At 62.5% G+C, this 16,729-nt stretch carries 16 protein-coding genes; 10 read left to right on the forward strand and 6 right to left on the reverse strand.

All coding sequences use genetic code 11. The features are described from left to right. Nucleotides 1-55: 55 nt before the first annotated feature. Both RA302_RS27930 and RA302_RS27935 read left to right on the forward strand, forming a co-directional pair. A complete protein-coding gene (locus RA302_RS27930) occupies nucleotides 56-3,451 on the forward strand; it encodes a BTAD domain-containing putative transcriptional regulator (protein WP_030536205.1) in 3,396 nt (1,131 codons plus the stop codon). 118 nt (nucleotides 3,452-3,569) lie between these two features. Beyond that, nucleotides 3,570-4,955, forward strand: coding sequence for an FAD-binding oxidoreductase (locus RA302_RS27935; protein ID WP_030536206.1), 1,386 nt, complete (start codon nucleotides 3,570-3,572; stop codon nucleotides 4,953-4,955). On the opposite strand, the gene RA302_RS27940 is transcribed toward RA302_RS27935, so the two are convergent. After that, nucleotides 4,936-6,264 (reverse strand): diacylglycerol kinase family protein, encoded by a 1,329-nt coding sequence (locus RA302_RS27940; protein ID WP_030536207.1) that lies wholly within the window; start codon nucleotides 6,262-6,264, stop codon nucleotides 4,936-4,938. The genes RA302_RS27935 and RA302_RS27940 overlap by 20 nt on opposite strands. 140 nt (nucleotides 6,265-6,404) lie before the next feature. On the opposite strand from RA302_RS27940, the gene RA302_RS27945 reads away from it, so the two are divergent. From RA302_RS27945 to RA302_RS27960, 4 genes are read left to right on the forward strand one after another with little or no spacing between them, the layout of a single operon-like run. After that, the gene (locus tag RA302_RS27945; protein WP_030536208.1) at nucleotides 6,405-6,839 is read left to right on the forward strand and encodes a hypothetical protein; all 435 of its coding nucleotides are present in this window, start codon (nucleotides 6,405-6,407) and stop codon (nucleotides 6,837-6,839) included. Further along, entirely contained in the window at nucleotides 6,836-7,099 is a 264-nt protein-coding gene (locus RA302_RS27950; RefSeq protein ID WP_007730221.1) for a hypothetical protein, read from the forward strand. Before RA302_RS27945 ends, RA302_RS27950 begins: the two co-directional genes overlap by 4 nt. After that, entirely contained in the window at nucleotides 7,087-7,731 is a 645-nt protein-coding gene (locus tag RA302_RS27955) for a TetR/AcrR family transcriptional regulator (RefSeq protein ID WP_030536209.1), read from the forward strand. The genes RA302_RS27950 and RA302_RS27955 overlap by 13 nt, the downstream gene beginning before the upstream one ends. Nucleotides 7,732-7,741: 10 nt before the next feature. Then, complete coding sequence (locus RA302_RS27960) at nucleotides 7,742-8,377, forward strand: DUF5701 family protein (RefSeq protein WP_030536210.1); 636 nt, start codon at nucleotides 7,742-7,744, stop codon at nucleotides 8,375-8,377. Here the strand turns inward: RA302_RS27960 and RA302_RS27965 are convergent. After that, on the reverse strand, nucleotides 8,374-9,807 hold the full coding sequence (locus RA302_RS27965) for an amidase (protein ID WP_030536211.1): 1,434 nt from the start codon (nucleotides 9,805-9,807) through the stop codon (nucleotides 8,374-8,376). The genes RA302_RS27960 and RA302_RS27965 overlap by 4 nt on opposite strands. 116 nt (nucleotides 9,808-9,923) lie before the next feature. On the opposite strand from RA302_RS27965, the gene RA302_RS27970 reads away from it, so the two are divergent. Genes RA302_RS27970 through RA302_RS27980 form a run of 3 tightly spaced genes read left to right on the forward strand, consistent with a single transcriptional unit; the run spans nucleotide 9,924 to nucleotide 12,723 of the window. Then, nucleotides 9,924-10,508: a TetR/AcrR family transcriptional regulator C-terminal domain-containing protein gene (locus RA302_RS27970; RefSeq protein WP_230587537.1), complete on the forward strand. Its 585-nt coding sequence runs from the start codon at nucleotides 9,924-9,926 to the stop codon at nucleotides 10,506-10,508. Continuing rightward, the gene (locus RA302_RS27975; protein ID WP_030536213.1) at nucleotides 10,505-11,359 is read left to right on the forward strand and encodes an alpha/beta hydrolase; all 855 of its coding nucleotides are present in this window, start codon (nucleotides 10,505-10,507) and stop codon (nucleotides 11,357-11,359) included. Before RA302_RS27970 ends, RA302_RS27975 begins: the two co-directional genes overlap by 4 nt. 59 nt (nucleotides 11,360-11,418) lie before the next feature. After that, complete coding sequence (locus RA302_RS27980) at nucleotides 11,419-12,723, forward strand: HNH endonuclease signature motif containing protein (protein WP_238054094.1); 1,305 nt, start codon at nucleotides 11,419-11,421, stop codon at nucleotides 12,721-12,723. 81 nt (nucleotides 12,724-12,804) lie between these two features. Here the strand turns inward: RA302_RS27980 and RA302_RS27985 are convergent, their stop codons facing one another. The 4 genes from RA302_RS27985 to RA302_RS28000 all read right to left on the reverse strand — a co-directional run bounded on the left by RA302_RS27985 (nucleotide 12,805) and on the right by RA302_RS28000 (nucleotide 16,143). Continuing rightward, nucleotides 12,805-13,503: a type 1 glutamine amidotransferase domain-containing protein gene (locus tag RA302_RS27985; protein ID WP_030537402.1), complete on the reverse strand. Its 699-nt coding sequence runs from the start codon at nucleotides 13,501-13,503 to the stop codon at nucleotides 12,805-12,807. Between the two features lie 139 nt (nucleotides 13,504-13,642). Then, nucleotides 13,643-15,076 (reverse strand): lipase family protein, encoded by a 1,434-nt coding sequence (locus RA302_RS27990; RefSeq protein ID WP_141751481.1) that lies wholly within the window; start codon nucleotides 15,074-15,076, stop codon nucleotides 13,643-13,645. 145 nt (nucleotides 15,077-15,221) lie between these two features. Further along, the gene (locus RA302_RS27995; protein ID WP_080712795.1) at nucleotides 15,222-15,914 is read right to left on the reverse strand and encodes a TetR/AcrR family transcriptional regulator; all 693 of its coding nucleotides are present in this window, start codon (nucleotides 15,912-15,914) and stop codon (nucleotides 15,222-15,224) included. 58 nt (nucleotides 15,915-15,972) lie between these two features. Next, entirely contained in the window at nucleotides 15,973-16,143 is a 171-nt protein-coding gene (locus RA302_RS28000; protein WP_007735738.1) for a hypothetical protein, read from the reverse strand. 154 nt (nucleotides 16,144-16,297) lie between these two features. Here RA302_RS28000 and RA302_RS28005 point away from each other — a divergent pair, with 154 nt between their 5' ends. Beyond that, nucleotides 16,298-16,711, forward strand: coding sequence for a hypothetical protein (locus tag RA302_RS28005; protein WP_003942828.1), 414 nt, complete (start codon nucleotides 16,298-16,300; stop codon nucleotides 16,709-16,711). The last annotated feature ends 18 nt before the right edge of the window (nucleotides 16,712-16,729 follow it).

Raw genomic sequence — 16,729 nt, forward strand, 5'->3', positions numbered from 1 at the left:
AATTTCGCTCCTTAGAATCGAACCGTCCTGCGTCCGCAGGTACGAGGGGAAACGGATGATCTATCGACTGCTCGGGCCGTTGGAGGTCGCACGGGGTCCGGCGACGAGCGACGTGATCGATCTGGGCCCTCGAAAACAACGAACGGTCCTTGCCGTTCTACTGCTCAACCGTGGTCGCGTCGTCTCCACCGACCGGCTGATCGATGCTCTCTGGCACGACGACGCACCGGCGAGTGCGATGGCAAGCATCCAGGCGTATATCTCCAACCTGCGCCGAGCGCTACGCGTCGAAACCGGTACGGCGTCACCGATAGTGCGTCAATCGCCTGGCTATGTCCTCGAGGTCGCTCCGGCAGACGTCGATCTGTCGGTGTTTCTCGACGACGCCGAAACGGCGCGACAACACGCTGAGAACGAACGGTGGCAGGAGGCTTTGACGACCGCTGACCGTGCCCTCGCCTCGGTCCGGGGGCAGCTTCTGGACGACCTGAACGACGCGCACTGGGTGGAGGTGGAAGCCGCAGCCTTCGAGGAAGTGCGGACCGAGTGCCGGGAGACCCGGATAACGGCGCTTCTGGCTCTGGGGCGCCTGGCACCCGCGCTGGTCGAAGCTGCTCAACTCTGTGGCGAGTACCCGTTCCGCGACCGGACCTGCTGGCTGCGAATGGTTGCCCTGCATCGGGCGGGCAGGTCACCGGAAGCCTTGGAACAGTTTCGATTACACGCGTCTCGGCTCGACGCCGAGCTGGGACTGGAGCCCGGCGGGGAGCTGACAGCATTGCAAGGCGCGATCCTGCGCCACGAACCCGGCCTGGCCGCCTGGCCGCGCACTCCGGGATGGACGGGGGCCGAACAAGTTTCGGTCCCGGCTTCTCCCCCAGCCGTAGCAGCGATGCCCGAGACGGATTCCTCACGCTTGTTCGTCGGGCGCGACGCTCAGACGATTGTCGCCGACAAGATGCTCGACGACGTTCGCCGTGGCTCACCTCGCTGGTTGATCTTGACCGGCCCCGCCGGCATCGGCAAGACACGATTCGCCGAGGAGTGTTCGTCGAGAACAACGTCCATTCGAGGAGCCACCGTCTGGGCACGTTGCCCGGAGGACGACGGAACGCCGCCGTGGTGGCCGATCCGCCGACTGGTTCGGGAACTCGGAGCCGACGCCGATTTCGTACTGACGCCGCCGACGGACATCGATCCGGACGAAGCGAGATTTGCCGTCTACGAACGGGTTCGCACCACCATCGAAGCTGCGGCGAAAGATGCACTGTTGACCGTCGTCATCGACGACATTCAATGGGCCGATCCCACGTCCCTTCGTTGCCTGACCTACCTGGTCGGCGCAATGACCAGTGCCAGAGTCTGGTTCGTGTCGACGCTCCGAGACTTGGAAGTCGGGCCGGCAGTGCGCAAGTTCGAAGAAGCCGTACTCCACGGCGAAGGAAACCGAACCATGATTGTGCCGGCGCTCGCGCAGGGCGAGGTTGCAACACTCGCAAGGTGCGTCTCCGGGGACACGCTCGACGACGCGGAGGCGCGAACCCTGGCGGAACGAACCGGCGGCAACCCGCTGTTCGTCTCGGAGTACGCCAGGCTTCCCCGGAACGAGCGACTGGGCGACGGCATCCCCGTCGCCGTTCGATCTGTCCTCGGTCGACGCCTTGCCGCAGTCGAACCGGCAGTGTTGCAAGATCTTCGGGTTGCCGCAGTTATCGGCGACGCCATCGAGGTGTACACACTGGCCGCAGCCACCCGTCTCGATGTCGACACTCTCGCCGACCATCTCGACGCGGCTGCTGATGAACGAATCATCGTCGCGGACTCGGCAAACGGCGGTTACGTCTTTGCTCACGGCCTTCTCCGAGACGAAGTCCTCGAAGCGATACCCACGCTTCGTCGCCAGCGGATACATGCCCGAGTTGCCGAAGTGCTCGAAAATTCCTCCGATCCGGACCGGCTGAGCCGCCGCGCGCAACATCTGATGTCGGCACTTCCCCTGGTCGATCCACTCGTCGTTCTGGAGGCATGCACGGCTGCAGCTCAGGATGCGACCGATCGGTGGAGTTCGGAGACCGCGGCCGAGTGGTGGGAGGCAGCTGTCCGCGCGTTCGACTTACTTCCGGTGTCCCAGCAATCCGCTGACGATCGGGACGACCTGCTGGTGGCCAGAGTCGAGGCCCTCGCCCGCGCAGGTCGAGGGCAGACAGTTCTCGACGTCGTCAATGCTGGTCTCCTCGAGGCTGTTCGGGAGGGGCGAACCTCCGCCGTCGGACGATTGGCAGGCGCATTACTTCGGGCCGCCGGTGCGTGGCCGTGGGTTTCCTACGGTACCGATCCGGGACCACTGCTCGAACGGCTCGCGGCGGTCGAGCCCTTGGTCGAGAACGACAGGTCAGCTCACGCACGGGTTCTTGCTGCGCTGGCGGTGGGAAGTTGCTACCACCCCGAAGCCGAGATCCCGAATCGATGGAGCGCCCGTGCTCTCGACATCGCCCGCGAACTCGACGATCCGGATGTGATCGCGGACGCGCTGCTCGGACGGATTCTGCTTTTCTCCGGAGTCGCGGTGCACAGCGCGGAGTCCATGCGCCTACTGCGCGAGCTTTTCGAACTGCCGCACCAACAATCGCGTGTCGACAGCGTCGTCGCACACGCCGTCGCGAGCATGACGGAGATGAATCTGGCCAATGTCGATGCTGCCGTCAAACACGTCAGGCAGGGGATCATCGGCTGCGAGCTACTGAGACTCCCGGTGGTTCGGGTCCAATTACGCTGGATGGAAGCAACTCTCGCCGAATGGTACGGAGACTTCGCGCAAGCCCGCCGGCAGTACGAGACGGCCAGGCAGATCCATCTGCAAACGGAGTTGTACACGGCTGGCAGCGCAGATCTGGCGTTCAACACTCTGGAGTGGGAGCGAGGTGCGTTGGCAGAATCTGATCCCGGTGTCGTGGAACCTGATTCGTGGAACATCGCCATCGACGCCGCCCGAGGCGAGCGCGACGCCACTTCCGAAGGCATCAAGAAGTGGCTGATCAATCGCGGGCCACAGACGTGGACGACATTGGGACACCAGACACTACTTGCACGCGTCGTGGCAGATCTGGAACTGGTCGAATACGCCGACACCTTCATCGGCCTTCTCTCGCCACACACCGGCTGCATCGCAACGGTAGGCCATGTCGGTGAACTGGGCTCGGTTGCCGAAGCCTCCGCGCGTCTGCACGCGCTTCTCGGTCACGTCGAGCAGGCATCGACTCTCCTGGATCAGGCCGAGAAGATCGCAACTGGCTCCGGCGGAGCACCAACACTGCTGCGCTGTCGACTGCTTCGGGCGCAGCTCCGAGAGCCGTCCGCCGAACGTGAACGGGAGCTGACGGAAGTGGCGGCCGAATCGGAGACACTCGGCATGCGAGGCGTAGCTGAACGAGCGCGATCGACATGGCCCTGAACTGCGAGAATGCGCTTGGATAAAACTTGGATCCGCTCGGGATACATACGTCAAGAACCACCCAAGCCTGTTCGGACATCCTTCCCTTGACCGAAAGACGGATGAGGAAAGGAAGACCATGAACCTTCAGACCCCCACGCTCGACGCCGCGGTCGAATCACTGCGCGCAGAGGTGACCGGCTCCGTTTCCCTGCCTGGCGAAACGGGATACGAGTTGGCGATTCCGTGGAATGCAGCGGTTCCCGTCGCGCCTGGCGCTGTGGTGGCAGTCGAGAGCGCGCAAGACATTGTCGCAACGGTGCGATTTGCGGCGAAGTTGGGTCTGCGCGTCGGTGTTCAGCGCACCGGCCACGGCGCGGTCCCTCTCGGCAGTGACGTTCTCCTCGTCCACACCGGCAGGCTCACGGAATGCGTCGTCGACCCCGAAAACCGCACTGCCCGAATCGGCGCGGGCTTGATCTGGCAGGACGTCATCGACGCTGCCGCACCCCACGGCTTGGCGCCACTGGCAGGTTCTTCACCCACGGTCGGAGTCGCCGGCTTCCTCACCGGCGCCGGCATCGGCCCGATGGTGCGCACGTACGGGCTCTCGTCGGATCACGTTCGTTCGTTCGACATCGTCACCGGCAGTGGCGAACTCATTCATGTCACCCCCGACGAACATGCCGAATTGTTCTGGGGGCTACGCGGCGGCAAGGCCACACTGGGCATTGTCACAGCCATCGAGATCGACCTACTACCGGTCACCCACTTCTACGGCGGTGCACTCTATTTCGACGGCGCAGATGCAAGCGCGGTCGCGCACGCCTGGCTGGACTGGGGCGCCGACCTGCCTGAGCACAGCTCGACCTCTCTTGCCTTTCTGCAACTTCCACCCCTTCCACAGGTTCCGCCACCGCTGGCCGGCAGGCTCACCGTCGCGGTCAGATTCGCAAGTCTTGCCGAGGAATCCGATGCCAAGTCACTGATCGACCGAATCCGTTCAATCGCAACACCCTTGATCGACGCAGTCGGTGTGCTGCCTTATGCCGCCCTCGGGGCAGTGCACGCCGATCCCGTCGACCCGATGCCGACGCACGAATCCACGGCATTGACCAACGAGCTGTCACACGAGGCCGTCGACGCATTGCTGGCCGCTGCCGGCCCCGGATCCGGTTCACCCCAAACCGTCGTCGAATTACGTCTCCTCGGGGGCGCCCTCGCACGGGAACCTGAGCACCGCAGCGCCTTCTGCCATCGTGACGCTGCCTTCTCGCTGTTCACCGTCGGAGTTCTTGCCCCACCGATGGTCGACGCGGTAGTCCCGCACGCCGAGACTCTCGGACGAACGATGGCGCCATGGACGAACGGGCATGCACTGCCCAACTTCGCGCCGAGCGTCGACCCGGAGAAGATCGCCCGCACCTACGACGAGGACACCGCTCACTGGCTGAGCGCTTTGGCGGACACGCATGATCCGCAGGGAGTCCTGGCCGTCGGTCAGGTCATGCGCCGGATCGCCTGAACTTCGCCAACTCTCGCAACCGGACCAGATCCCAGGCGTGCCGGGGGCGACGGATGCCCGGTCGATCTCGGGGGACTCTGACCCTCAGCGCCTGCGGACTGACCGTGCATCTGACCGGAGTTGGCATCACCAGCGCCTCGCCGTCGACGCCGACCGGAATCTCGTCGGTGTCGGCGTCGACGATCACCTCGAATCCGGTGCCCTGAGCCAGACCGTGTTGATGCGCCCGATGGAGCAACCCGATGGCCTGACGGGCACTGCTGACGGAGATCGCGACGATTCCGAGAGTGCCCCGGTCCAATCGCGGCCGATGGCCGAGCCCCGCCAGGTCGTTCATCTCGTACGGGCCGTTGCTGACCAGCACAGCCTGTGGACCCACCGCGGACACGCTCGGGGAGCGCGCGGTCAGCACCGCTCCGGCACGTCCGGCGAGGAGATCCGGGAGCATCTGCAAGAAGGTGCTGGTCTTGGCGTCGCGGTACTCCGGACTCTGGACTACCTCGGCATACGCCCCGAACGATGCGTTGTTGACGAAAGTTCGACCGCCGACATTTCCCAGATCCACCGTGACCTCGACGCCGTCGACGAGCGCGTCGAGGCACCGAGATGGATCCTCGAGATCGAGCCCCAGATCCGCGGCGAAGTGGTTGCGCGTTCCCGCGCTGACGACGAGGAAGGGCAGGTCGTGTTCGGCCGCGACAGCAGCAACCAGTGCCTGCGTTCCGTCGCCACCGGCAACACCGAGTAGGTCGGCGCCGTCCGCGACCGCCTGCCTGGCCAAGGCCGTCACGTCGATCTTCTCGGGCCCCTCGAGCAGTGCGACCGTGGCCCCCCGTTCCTCGGCCTTGCGTTTCAAGTCGAACTTCTCGACCTTGCCACCGCCGGAGTTCGGGTTCATCACGAAGAACGGTTTGACGGGCGGCGGTGCCGGTCGCTCGACAACCGGCAATTCCTTCTCCTCCCCCTCCAAAGCGGTGCGAGCGAAGATACCGGCTACGACGAACAATCCGATCGCGAGGAGCACCACCCACAGGAGGCGTTCTCGGACCAGGAACGTGAGCACCACGATCGGCGTCAGAACCGCCACGGCCAACGAGAGCCAGCGGAGGAATCCGCGGGTCGTCAGAAACCAGTACACGGCCACGACGCACACGACCACCCCACCGATCCCCAGGATCAGCATGGTCAAGGTTTTCAGTCCGGCGAAGATCAGGAGCACCGCGACTGCAAGAACCAGGGCCGCAAAGGCTGCGCGCGCCAACCAACTCTGTTTCGACGAGGGCCGATCCGTGTGGGCAGAGGTCGTCATCGAGCCACCTCCCCGCGATTGTCATTTCGGCCGGTACTTCGACGCTATCCCTTCGAAGCAGGCCAGTCACCTACCGGCAAGAATCTCGCGATCGCGCACTGCTACTTTATGACGACACCTCGTCATAAAAAGGAGTAGCCGTGACAACACCGACGTCCGAAGCGTGGGAATCCGCCGAAGGAACCCTGACCGGCATTCGGAAAGCCGGACTCCACGGACTACGTTGGACGGCCTGGTTGGCCGGCGCGACAGGTCTCGCACAATTGGTGTCGATCGGGCTGAACTTCACCGACACTGTCAGCGGAATCGTTCCGGCCACGTACCCGCCTGTAGATGTGGCGTGCAGCGTCGTCGCGCTCGTTCTTCTGGTCAGCCTGCTTGTCGGCCGCCCCAACGGTCCCGCGATGTTGTCGAGTCTCGCCCTCCTTATGGCCATGCTGATGGCGCCCACCCTTCACAAACATGCACCCGCGTCGCTCTGGCTGGCGGCGGCACACGCCGTCTCGGTCGTCGCCGTCATCACGCTGTCCGTGATGACTTCGCGGTTCTCCAGTGCCGAGTTGGATCGGTCGTGACACCGGATTCACCCCTCTCGCTTGCAGCTGAGGAATGGATCACTGATCTCACTACCGCGGAGATGGAGCGATTGCGCAAACGCACGACGCTCACACTCGCCGAAGAACAAGAGGTCTGCCGATCCGTACGCTCGATCGCGCAGCAGATGATGCTCGCACCCGTCTCGATGTGGCAAGGTGATCCGCGCCTTGTTGCGGACCTGTTCGACCTCCCCGTGACCGTGAATCAGACCCAGGAGGATCGACCATGCCGAAGTTGACCGGTGGCGCGACAACCGCAGAGCACAAAATCGCCACCCGAGAAGCCATGTTGGACGCATTCATTCGCGAACTTCACGAGCAGGGCTGGCAAAACGTGAAGCTGCAGACCGTGGCCCAGGCGGCCGGCGTCTCGCGGACAGCGGTGTACAACTACTTCCCCGACAGATCCGCGTTGCTGCTCGCCTGGTCCACCCGCGAGATGGATAGATTCCTACTCCTGGCCGAGCGTGAACTCGCGGACCGCGAGAATCCTGTGGACCGACTCGAAATCCTCGTCAAACTGACACTCGTCGAGTTCTCACTGCAACGATTCACAGGAATCGCGTTGGTCGAATTGTTGTCAGCGCAGGATCGCGAAAGTTTCCTCGAACATATTGTCCCGCTGTCGGTTCTGGTCGAACAGCTCGTCCAGGAAGGTGTCGACGCCGGTGTCTTTGTCGATTCCGATGCTGCCGCATCCGCGCAACTCATCCTCGCCTGCGTGGAAAGCCGACGCCCGATGCTCATGGCCGGCGACCGAGTGGACGCCGTCGTAGCGACCACCGTCCCGTTCATCATGCGCGCGTTGGGCGTTGCGTGGCCGACTTCCCTCGCGGCCGAACCCTCCGATCGCTCTGCTCACGATCGGTAGGATCGCAGATATGCATTTCGACCTCCCGCCCATCGATCAGCAAGCCGAGCGATTGATCGAACTCGGTGTTCACGAGATGGCCGGACTTTCTGCCGGCGATGTCAGGGAGGCCGCAACCGGGCACGGTGATGTCGGACTACTCACCGTGCACGAAAAACTGGCTCCGGCTTCAGTTCTGACTCCGCTGCTCGAGCTCGAGAACAAGCGCGGATTCATAGTCGTCGACATGGCGGACGTCGATCTGTTCACCCCCACCGAGCAGTCAACGCTGCCCGAAAGCCCATTACATCTGCTCAGTGGAGTCGACCGCGGGGATCACCTAGCCAACTGGAGCCCGGACGAAGCATTGCCCGCAATCGTCGACGCAGACCGTACGCCGCTGACGCTTACCGAAGGCATCCACTGGCTGTTGCAGCGCCCCGACTTTCTCGAACGCGGAAAGTGTTTCATGACCATCGGCTCCCGACTGCGCAAACCTGACGGATCCTTCGACACCAGAACTCCCGCCGTGTGGATCAGCAACGGAACCGGTCGCGACGGCAAAGACAACCGCAACGCCCCGAAAGTCGGGTGGTGCTGGTGGGGTAACCGCCACACGTGGTTGGGGTTCGCATCGGCGAGCGACCGGGTACCGCTCCCGAACTAGAGCACGGTTGCGCGGTCGAATCGGTACCGATCCTTCCACGGCATCTCGGCCTCGAGCATTGCAGCGGCAGAGAGTAATTCCGCGTCGCAACCCCATTTCGCCGAGATCATCACGCCGAGTGGAACGCCGTCTTCCGTCCAACCGAGTGGCAGACTGATCGACGGGAAACCGGTTGCATTGGCGACGACGGTGTTTCCGGTGAAAGCGACCATGTCGATCAGTTCGGTCGCGGGATCTTCGTCGTTGCGCAACTCCCCGATCGCAAGCGGCGGCCTCGTCACAGTCGGAGTGACGACAAGGTCGGCGTCGGCGTAGTCGAGACTCCATCGCCGCGCCCAGGCCTGAACAATACCGATTGCCGCGGCCAGCTCACCCGAAGACACCTCGTTTGCTTGAACTCGCAAGTGCTGCACTATCGGACGCAGAAGGTGTTCGTACTCCTCCGGGATCGGCTTGGTTCCCGCCAAAGACGAGAACATCTTGACGAAAGCATCGATGAAAATGTCATCGCGAGCCTGCGGTCGCTCGAACACGTTGTGACCCAGACCCTCCAACACAGACCCAACCTTCGATACAGCAGCCGAGAGCTGCGCATCCACGGCTCCGCCGGAGACCGATCCGTGAGCAAGAGCGACGGTCAAGGGGCGAGCCCGAACTCCCCCAGCCTGTACGACGAACTCTTCGAACGACTTCGGCCGAGGCGGGTGGATAGTTCCGGCGCCGGGTCGCGTCGCCAGAACGTCCAGCAGCGCAGCGGTATCGCGAACTGTCCGGGCGATCGGCCCCTTGCTCGCAAATCCGAAGTTGTCATGCCCCGCCACGCCCATCGTGATCAAACCGCGGCTCGGCTTGAGGCCGACGACTCCGCACGTACTTGCCGGCGAACGCAACGAACCGGCGGTGTCACTTCCCTGTGCAAACGGCACCAGACCAGCGCCGACGGCGGCAGCAGCGCCGCCACTGCTGCCGGCGGCACTCCGCGTGCGATCGAACGGACTGCGAGCAGGCGGAGCGACTTCCGGCTCGGTGTAACAGGCTGCCCCGAACTCGGGCACCGTCGTCTTCCCGATGTCGATCAACCCACCTTCTCGGATCGCCTCGACGATCTCGTCGTCAGCGTCCGGCACGAAGTCGCGAAAGAGCGCCGATCCGAAGGTCGTGCGAATGCCGCGCGTTGCGTCGAGGTCTTTGATTGCCGTCGGAACGCCGAACAGACGCGGAAGGGGCCCGGCGTCCCGCTCGTCCAACCTGCGCTGCGCTTGTTCGGCGAGGGCGACTGCGTGCTCCCCGGCGATCGTCGTGAAGGCGCCGACGTCATCGGAAGTGGTCGCACGGTCGACGAAGTACCTGGTGACTTCGGGAATCGAGATCTGTTTGGCGGCGATAACACCGGCAAGTTCGACGGCGGACAGTTGATGGAGATCGGTCATCGGGCAGCGCTCCTTGGAGGTCGATGGACACTTGTAATTTCGATACGCGTATCGCTATTGTTGTCAGCATGGTATCCGAATCCACCAGCTCTGCAAGGGCTGGTCGACCAAAAGCATTGAGTCACAGACAGATTCTTGATGCCGCGGCAGAGATCGCCGATACGGACGGCCTGGATGCGGTGTCATTTCGAGTGCTCGCCGAACGACTCGGCATATCGCCGATGTCCGTCCACCGCACAACCGGCGGCATCGACGCCTTGAGGCGAGATCTGATCTCGACTCTCGTAGGCGAAGCCGTCTCGTCGATCGACTGGCCGACCGACTGGCGCGGGGTTGCCCGCACGTTCGCCTACGGCCTCCACGACCTCCTGATGCGCCATCCCCTGGTCCTGGAAGCCCATCGGCAGGCATCACTGGAAGCACCCGGGGCCGACGATACCGCCCACCGAGTCGTGAGCGCCCTTTCCTTGGCAGGCCTCGAGGACGAGCAGGCCACGTACGCATACGGCGCGCTGCATGATTTCGTCACCGGACACGTCGCAATTCAATTGGGACGCGGCGCTTTCGACAGCGCACCTGCCGATCGACGCGAGGCATCGGTGTTCGCACTTCATCACGATCCCACCCGAAGGTTCGAGTTCGGAGTCGCCCTCATCCTGGACGGTGTGGCGTCGATCGCGCAGCAAGGAACCACACCATGACGAGCAGCGTGACCACAACCGAAATTCGCGACGCGTCGGGGCGTCGTATCGCATTCTGCGAGTACGGCGATCCGACTGGCCACCCGGTAGTCGTGGCCCACGGATCACCTGGCAGCCGATACGAAGGGCTCTCACTCCACAACGCGTCTTCGACGGCAGGCATACGGCTGATAGTCCCCGATCGACCCGGCTTCGGACGCACGGATCCCTACACGGACAAGGGATTTCATTCCTGGGACGACGACTTCGTCACCCTGGTCGATCACCTCGAGTTGGGCTCGGCCACACTGATGGGATTCTCCGGAGGCGGCGGTTACGCGCTCGCAGTCGCTGCAGCCGTTCCCGAACGAGTCTCGAAACTGGTGCTGGCGTGCGCCATGATCCCCGGGGCACCGCGAGATACTTTGCGACGCAGAATAAAACTGGTATCTGCGTTGTACTTTGCCGCCACCTGGGCTCCCCGTGTGGCCGGCGCAATGCTCGCAGGAACCGGAGTGTTCTCCAAGCTACGCAGCGACTCAGTCTCGATCTGGCCGGCCGCCGATCAGGCAGTCATGACCGACGAGGTACATCGCCCCGCCCTCCAGTTGGATTCATCCGAAGGGATCGCACAGGGTGGATCCGCAGGGGTTGTCGACTTGGCTCGGTATCGCCTCGAGGTGCCTGGACTCTTCCAATCGATCTCGGTACCAACGGTTTTCCTACACGGAACCGACGACGGAAACGTACCCATCGAAGTAGCCCGCTGGGCACACTCGTTGATTCCCGACTCTCGCTTCGAAGAGATCAACGGAGGCGGCCATCTGTTCGTCGTCGCCGACCCCACTCCACTCCTTCGCGCCCTCGCCTAATTCCCTCTTGACTCGAACGCATGTTCGAGTACCCTTTGGGGAGGGGATCGGGGGATTCAATGAGTGTCTTGTTGTCGGACGTGGTGTCGGGTTCTGCGGTGGGGTTACGCGGACGGTTGTGGCAGTTGTCTGCTGCTGAGTTGCGTGCTGCTGCTGTCGAGGCGAGTGCGGAGATTCTGCGCCTGGAAGCCGTTCGAGTGGCGGTGGTGGACGAACTGTCGATGCGTCCGGATGATCAGGTGATTGCGAGCCGCGGTGTGGGGTCCTGGTTGGCGGCGAACACGATGCTGCAGGTTCGGGACGGGAAGAAGATCGCCGCGTTGGGTGCGGCTTTGCGGCCGCTTCCGGGTGTGGCTGCTCGGTTCGGTTGTGGGGACTGCTCCTTCGAGCATGCCGTGTTGATCGTGGCGTTCTGTGAATCACCACCGAAGGGGATGCCGGAGGAGGCGCTCCCTCGTTGTATCGACCTACTGCTTGCGGCTGCGTCGGGTGTGGAGGCGACGACGACGAAGGTGCGGAACGTGATCGCGACCTTGGAGCGGTTGTTCGAATCCGATGAGATCCCGCCCGCCGAGGATGTCGATCTCAATGAGTTGCGGATCGCGTCGACGTTGAACGGTCGGGTGGTGGTGCGTGGTGATTTCGATGCCCTCACCGGTGAAATGTTGTTGTCGGCGTTGTCGAATTTGACGATGCCGACCCCGGCACCGGACGGAACCCCGGATTCTCGGTCGGCGGCCAAGCGGACGGCCGACGGGTTCACCGAACTGATCCGCCGGTACCTCGACTGCGCCAAAACCGGCACCGACGGTGGTCAGCGCCCGCACGTGAACGTGCACATCAACGCCCGTGATCTCGCTGAGCACCGAGACTGCGCCGCCACACCCTCGCCCGATGGTGGTGGAATGGCTGTGTCGGATCTTGATGTCGGGCACATGCCCTGGCTCGGACCACTCTCGGTGTCGCAGACCAGGCTTCTCGGGTGTGATTGTTTCCTCTCCACCGTCCTGCTCGACGATCACGGCGCGCCGCTCGATGCGAAACCAGGGAAGAGGTTGGTCACCGCCGAACAGCGAGTGGCGTTGATTGCCCGAGACAGAGGCTGCGCGTTCCCGGGGTGTTCATGTGTGCCTGCCTGGACGGATGCGCACCATATCCGGCACTGGGCGAACGGCGGCCCGACGGTGATGAACAACCTGGTCCTGCTGTGCCGTTCACATCACCGGCTGATGCACCGCAAATCCGGGTTCGTCGGGAAGTGGGCGATTCGGATCGGAGTCGACAACAAACCCTGGTTCATCCCGCCACCCTCGATCGACCCGCAGCAGCACCCGCGACCGGCGAACACCACCTTCAAAACCTGAGAGGTCAAACCTCTTTGGCGACAACAGAACACGGACCAGCGCCGCATCGAGGAGACCTCGATGCGGCGCCAAAAGACATGCTCAGCCCAAGTCGGCGACAATCCGCTCGGCGAGAGGCCGTGACGACGCCGGATTCTGACCGGTGTAGAGCTTGCGGTCCACCACGACATAAGGCGACCACGCCTCAGCCTTCGAGAATTTGCCGCCCAATTCGCGTAGGCGAGTTTCGAGCAGCCACGGAGCCTTGTCCGCCAGACCAGCCTGCGTCTCCTCTTCGTTGGTGAACGCGGTCAGCTGATAGCCGTCGAACAGCCAGCTTCCATCGGGTCTCTGGGCCGGCAGGAGTGCCGCCGGCGCGTGACAGACCGCCGAGACCACCTTGTCCGCGTCCAAGAAGTTCACGAGAAGCTCACCGAAGGATGCCGACACCGCAAGATCCTCCATCGGTCCATGTCCACCCGGTACAAAGACCACGTCGTAATCGGCAGCATCGGCGTTCTCCAAAATCTCCGGCGAATCGAGCACCGGCTGCAGATCGGCGATGTACTTGCGCATACGGTCGGCGCCTTCTTGCCCGCCGTTCACCTCGGGCGCCAGGCTTCCCTCGTCCACAACGGGAGCTTTACCGCCAGGCGTCGCGATCACGATCTCGTAGCCGGCGTCGACGAAAACGCGATGCGCCTCGACCAGTTCTTCCGCCCAGTACCCGGTCGGGTGGGGTGTTCCGTCCTTCAGCGTCCAGTGATCTGCAGAAGTCACCGCAAACAACAGCTTTGTCATCGCGCAACCTTTCGTCGGTAAAAGGAACCCATTGGTGACAAGACACCATCTTCAAGGCCCGATCAATGAAATAACGTCCAGTCAGTGCAACACGCTGCCCTTGTGAGAATTCCTCACCACCGCAGAATCACGTCACCCGTCAGGTCCCGATCGGCTTGCCGAACAGGCCTGCGACGAGTTCACCGACCGCATCCACCCAGACTGGCCAGGTCCTCTGATCAAGCGCCATGGATCCAGCGTCGAAGGTGCTGCATCCCTGCCGAGCAGGCACACCAGCGAACCGATCGCGAAGCCACAGTAGAGCACTCGGCAAAGCGACGACTTCCATGCTGACATGCTCACTGAAGTGGTCTCTGGTGTAAACGACACTCGCAGAAGGATCTTGGCAATAGGTATCGACAAGTTTGTTCACCGGCCCAACAGGCACCAACCAGTCGGGATTCGACTGATAGATGTACATCGGCACGTCAGGAACAGACTTACCCATGGCAGCTCGGGAGAGCGCAGCTCTCACCGTGGGGTGTTGGACCGGATCTCCCGGGACATCGAGGAAGCCCTTGATGTTGAGGAAGGGCACTGCAGCCGACGTCCAGAGCATGCACAGGTTGTCCTTGGCAGCGAAAAGCGCTCGACCGGCAGGGTTTATGTGCTGATCGATGAAACCTGCAAGTTCAGGATCTTCTCGGCTCACTCCGATTACACCGGCAGCGACGATCCCGGCCCCGAGAGCGTTGTTGGCATTGTCGAGCAAAGCGCCGAGATCCGCGGCAACACCACCTTCGGCGACTCCGACGATATTCAGTTCCGGCGCGTACGCCTGCCGTATTTCAGCTGCGTGACCGGTAGGAATCGATCCACCCGAGTAGCCGAGCAGCCCTACGCGAGTTGACCGCCCTTGCAGCTCCATGGGTTCGAAGTTCTCAGCAGCACGAATACCGTCGAGCGTGATCCGGGCCGCGACGGGGCCGGAGGCGAAGGAAGAATTGGGTCCCTGATGATCGGGCACCGACAATGCCCAACCCTGCGCCAGTGCCGCCTGGACTTCGAGGAATTGAGCCCCACCGGTCGCAGCGCCCGTCACCAGCCACGGCAACGCGCCTTGCTGCATGACATACGAAGGTGCGCAGTAGTTTCCGAGTGAATCCTCTGCCATCTGAAAGGACAGCAGCGGGCGCGGGCCTCCATCGCGAGTGTCGCCACGCGGCTTGATCACTGTGGTGACAGCAGGAATTGCCTCGCCCGCAGCATTATTGGATCGATACGAGATCTGCCACGCATCCACGTTGGTCGGAATCAGGTTGAGAGTACCGAGATTCACCGCACGAGCGGCGATGATCTCACCCGGTTGCTTGGATTCGACGACCTCGACAGGCGGTTCATAGAAGGCCTGGTCCAGTTCAGGCAAAGGCGGTGCAACCGCAGGCGGCAGGGCAGGCTGGACCTGAATTTGGGCGGGAACACCTTCGTCCGGTGCCGCTGAGGCAGGTGCCGAAAGTCCGATCTGCCCGATTACTGCAATCACGGCAATTGCGAGGCCCCCGCATTGTCGGTCAGTTGTCCAGCGTCGTCCCATACCAATTCCTCCCCGGAAAAGCACAGATTGCCTTGTGTTGCCGCAGTTCTCATCACGAGCACACAAGTTAGATGCGAGTGTCTAACACATTGAGGACGAGAGTAGAGCGTTGTGGGCCGGATTACAATCCCCTGGTGTTCGTGACCTATTCGTCGGTGCGAAGGGGCGCGTCGTCGATCAACGCATTCAAGAGCACCGTCATCAGATCGACCAGTACCGACACGGGAGGACGAGGCTCTGCAGTGCTCCACTGGTGCACCAGCGCGGTAAGCGCGCCGATGAAGGCGGTGGACGCCCACCGGTAACCACCCGGCGGTTCGTAATCTTCGCCCACGATCCCTTTGATGATCGACTCGAAAAATGTTGCCCAGACCGAACGTTGGTCCACACGATGCTTTTCCACCCGGGGACTGACACCTACGACGTCGATGAAGGCAACGTGTGCGCGTCGTGGGTCACTTCCGACCGACTCGACGAAGGCGGCCATGGCCGTCGCTGCCTTGTCACGGAGATTGACCGAAGGCTCTGCATCGAGTGCGTCGACCATTGCAATTCTGGCGTCGAGTTGAATCTGGTCATACAGCGCGAGGAGTAGATCCTCGCGACTACCGAACTCGTCGTAGAACTGCCTTCTGGCCAGACTCGCGGACGCGCAGATATCCGCCACCGAACTTCCGGCATACCCCTGGTCCGCAAACACGCTGAGAGCAGCATTCAAAAAGAGAGAACGGCGTTCGGCCTTGCGAGCCGCGACCGACCTTCCGCCGTAGTTTCTGTCTGTTTCAGCAATTGCCACGTCTGCCAGAGTATGCGGCATCGCGCCGCACACAAAACGCATCTGACCTGCTGCAAAGTTCCTTCACCACCACTACCGGCGCACCGGCACTGCAGCACGATCAGGCCAATACGAAGGCCACGGCAAAAAGTGTCCAGGCGGCAGCGAGAACCGTTGACGCCGCAGTAACTGCCCCGGTCACGGCAGGTCGAGTGCTGCGGTTGCGCGCGGCGATGATCCCGACCGTCATCAAAGTCAACGCCACCAGGAACGACAAAACCACGATTTTCACCAGCAACCCCTTCGACGACGGTCAACAGAACCGGAGACTATTTAGATAGTACACAAATAAATCGTGCATTAATTAAACTCAAAGTCCGTCAGGGAACTCTTGACAGAATTCAAGAGCGCCTGTCAGGCTGGTCCTGACGAAAGGAGAACTTCTCATGGAAGACCTGATCGAACGCGCCCTGACTGCGAAGATCGAGACCGCCGCGATCACCACGGTCAACGCCGCGATCACCGAGGCCGGCACTCAGGCAGACAAGATTGTCGGAACAGATCCTTTACCTGGTAGCCCTGAGTGGGAGGCAGAACAGGACACCGACATCCCGGCGCAGCGTCAGATGGCGTGGCAGTTGGCCTGTTTCCGGATTCAGCTCGCCGCGGGTATCGATTCGACGGCAAGCGTCATGAGCCTGCGTAGATTCGGCGCAACATGGTCAACCATCGGCCGCGCTGCCGGAATGACCCGTCAGTCCGCGCATGAACGGTGGGGTCGACGTGTATCGGACATGCTCGATCCCTACGGAGTCGGGATGCCGCCCATGGTGCCGAATGATGATCCGACTCAGCCCTGACTATCAATCGCGCGACTA

Origin of the sequence: Rhodococcus sp. DN22, assembly GCF_036669995.1 — a bacterium.
In the GTDB taxonomy this organism is placed as follows: Bacteria; Actinomycetota; Actinomycetes; order Mycobacteriales; family Mycobacteriaceae; genus Rhodococcus_F; species Rhodococcus_F erythropolis.

Excerpts from the sequence above, each read along its gene's own strand:
- RA302_RS27930 (WP_030536205.1), top strand. The coding sequence starts at position 56 with ATGATCTATCGACTGCTCGGGCCGTTGGAGGTCGCACGGGGTCCGGCG.
- RA302_RS27935 (WP_030536206.1), top strand. The coding sequence starts at position 3,570 with ATGAACCTTCAGACCCCCACGCTCGACGCCGCGGTCGAATCACTGCGC.
- RA302_RS27940 (WP_030536207.1), bottom strand. The coding sequence starts at position 6,264 with ATGACGACCTCTGCCCACACGGATCGGCCCTCGTCGAAACAGAGTTGG.
- RA302_RS27955 (WP_030536209.1), top strand. The coding sequence starts at position 7,087 with ATGCCGAAGTTGACCGGTGGCGCGACAACCGCAGAGCACAAAATCGCC.
- RA302_RS27960 (WP_030536210.1), top strand. The coding sequence starts at position 7,742 with ATGCATTTCGACCTCCCGCCCATCGATCAGCAAGCCGAGCGATTGATC.
- RA302_RS27965 (WP_030536211.1), bottom strand. The coding sequence starts at position 9,807 with ATGACCGATCTCCATCAACTGTCCGCCGTCGAACTTGCCGGTGTTATC.
- RA302_RS27975 (WP_030536213.1), top strand. The coding sequence starts at position 10,505 with ATGACGAGCAGCGTGACCACAACCGAAATTCGCGACGCGTCGGGGCGT.
- RA302_RS27980 (WP_238054094.1), top strand. The coding sequence starts at position 11,419 with ATGAGTGTCTTGTTGTCGGACGTGGTGTCGGGTTCTGCGGTGGGGTTA.
- RA302_RS27985 (WP_030537402.1), bottom strand. The coding sequence starts at position 13,503 with ATGACAAAGCTGTTGTTTGCGGTGACTTCTGCAGATCACTGGACGCTG.
- RA302_RS27990 (WP_141751481.1), bottom strand. The coding sequence starts at position 15,076 with ATGGGACGACGCTGGACAACTGACCGACAATGCGGGGGCCTCGCAATT.
- RA302_RS27995 (WP_080712795.1), bottom strand. The coding sequence starts at position 15,914 with ATGCGTTTTGTGTGCGGCGCGATGCCGCATACTCTGGCAGACGTGGCA.
- RA302_RS28005 (WP_003942828.1), top strand. The coding sequence starts at position 16,298 with ATGGAAGACCTGATCGAACGCGCCCTGACTGCGAAGATCGAGACCGCC.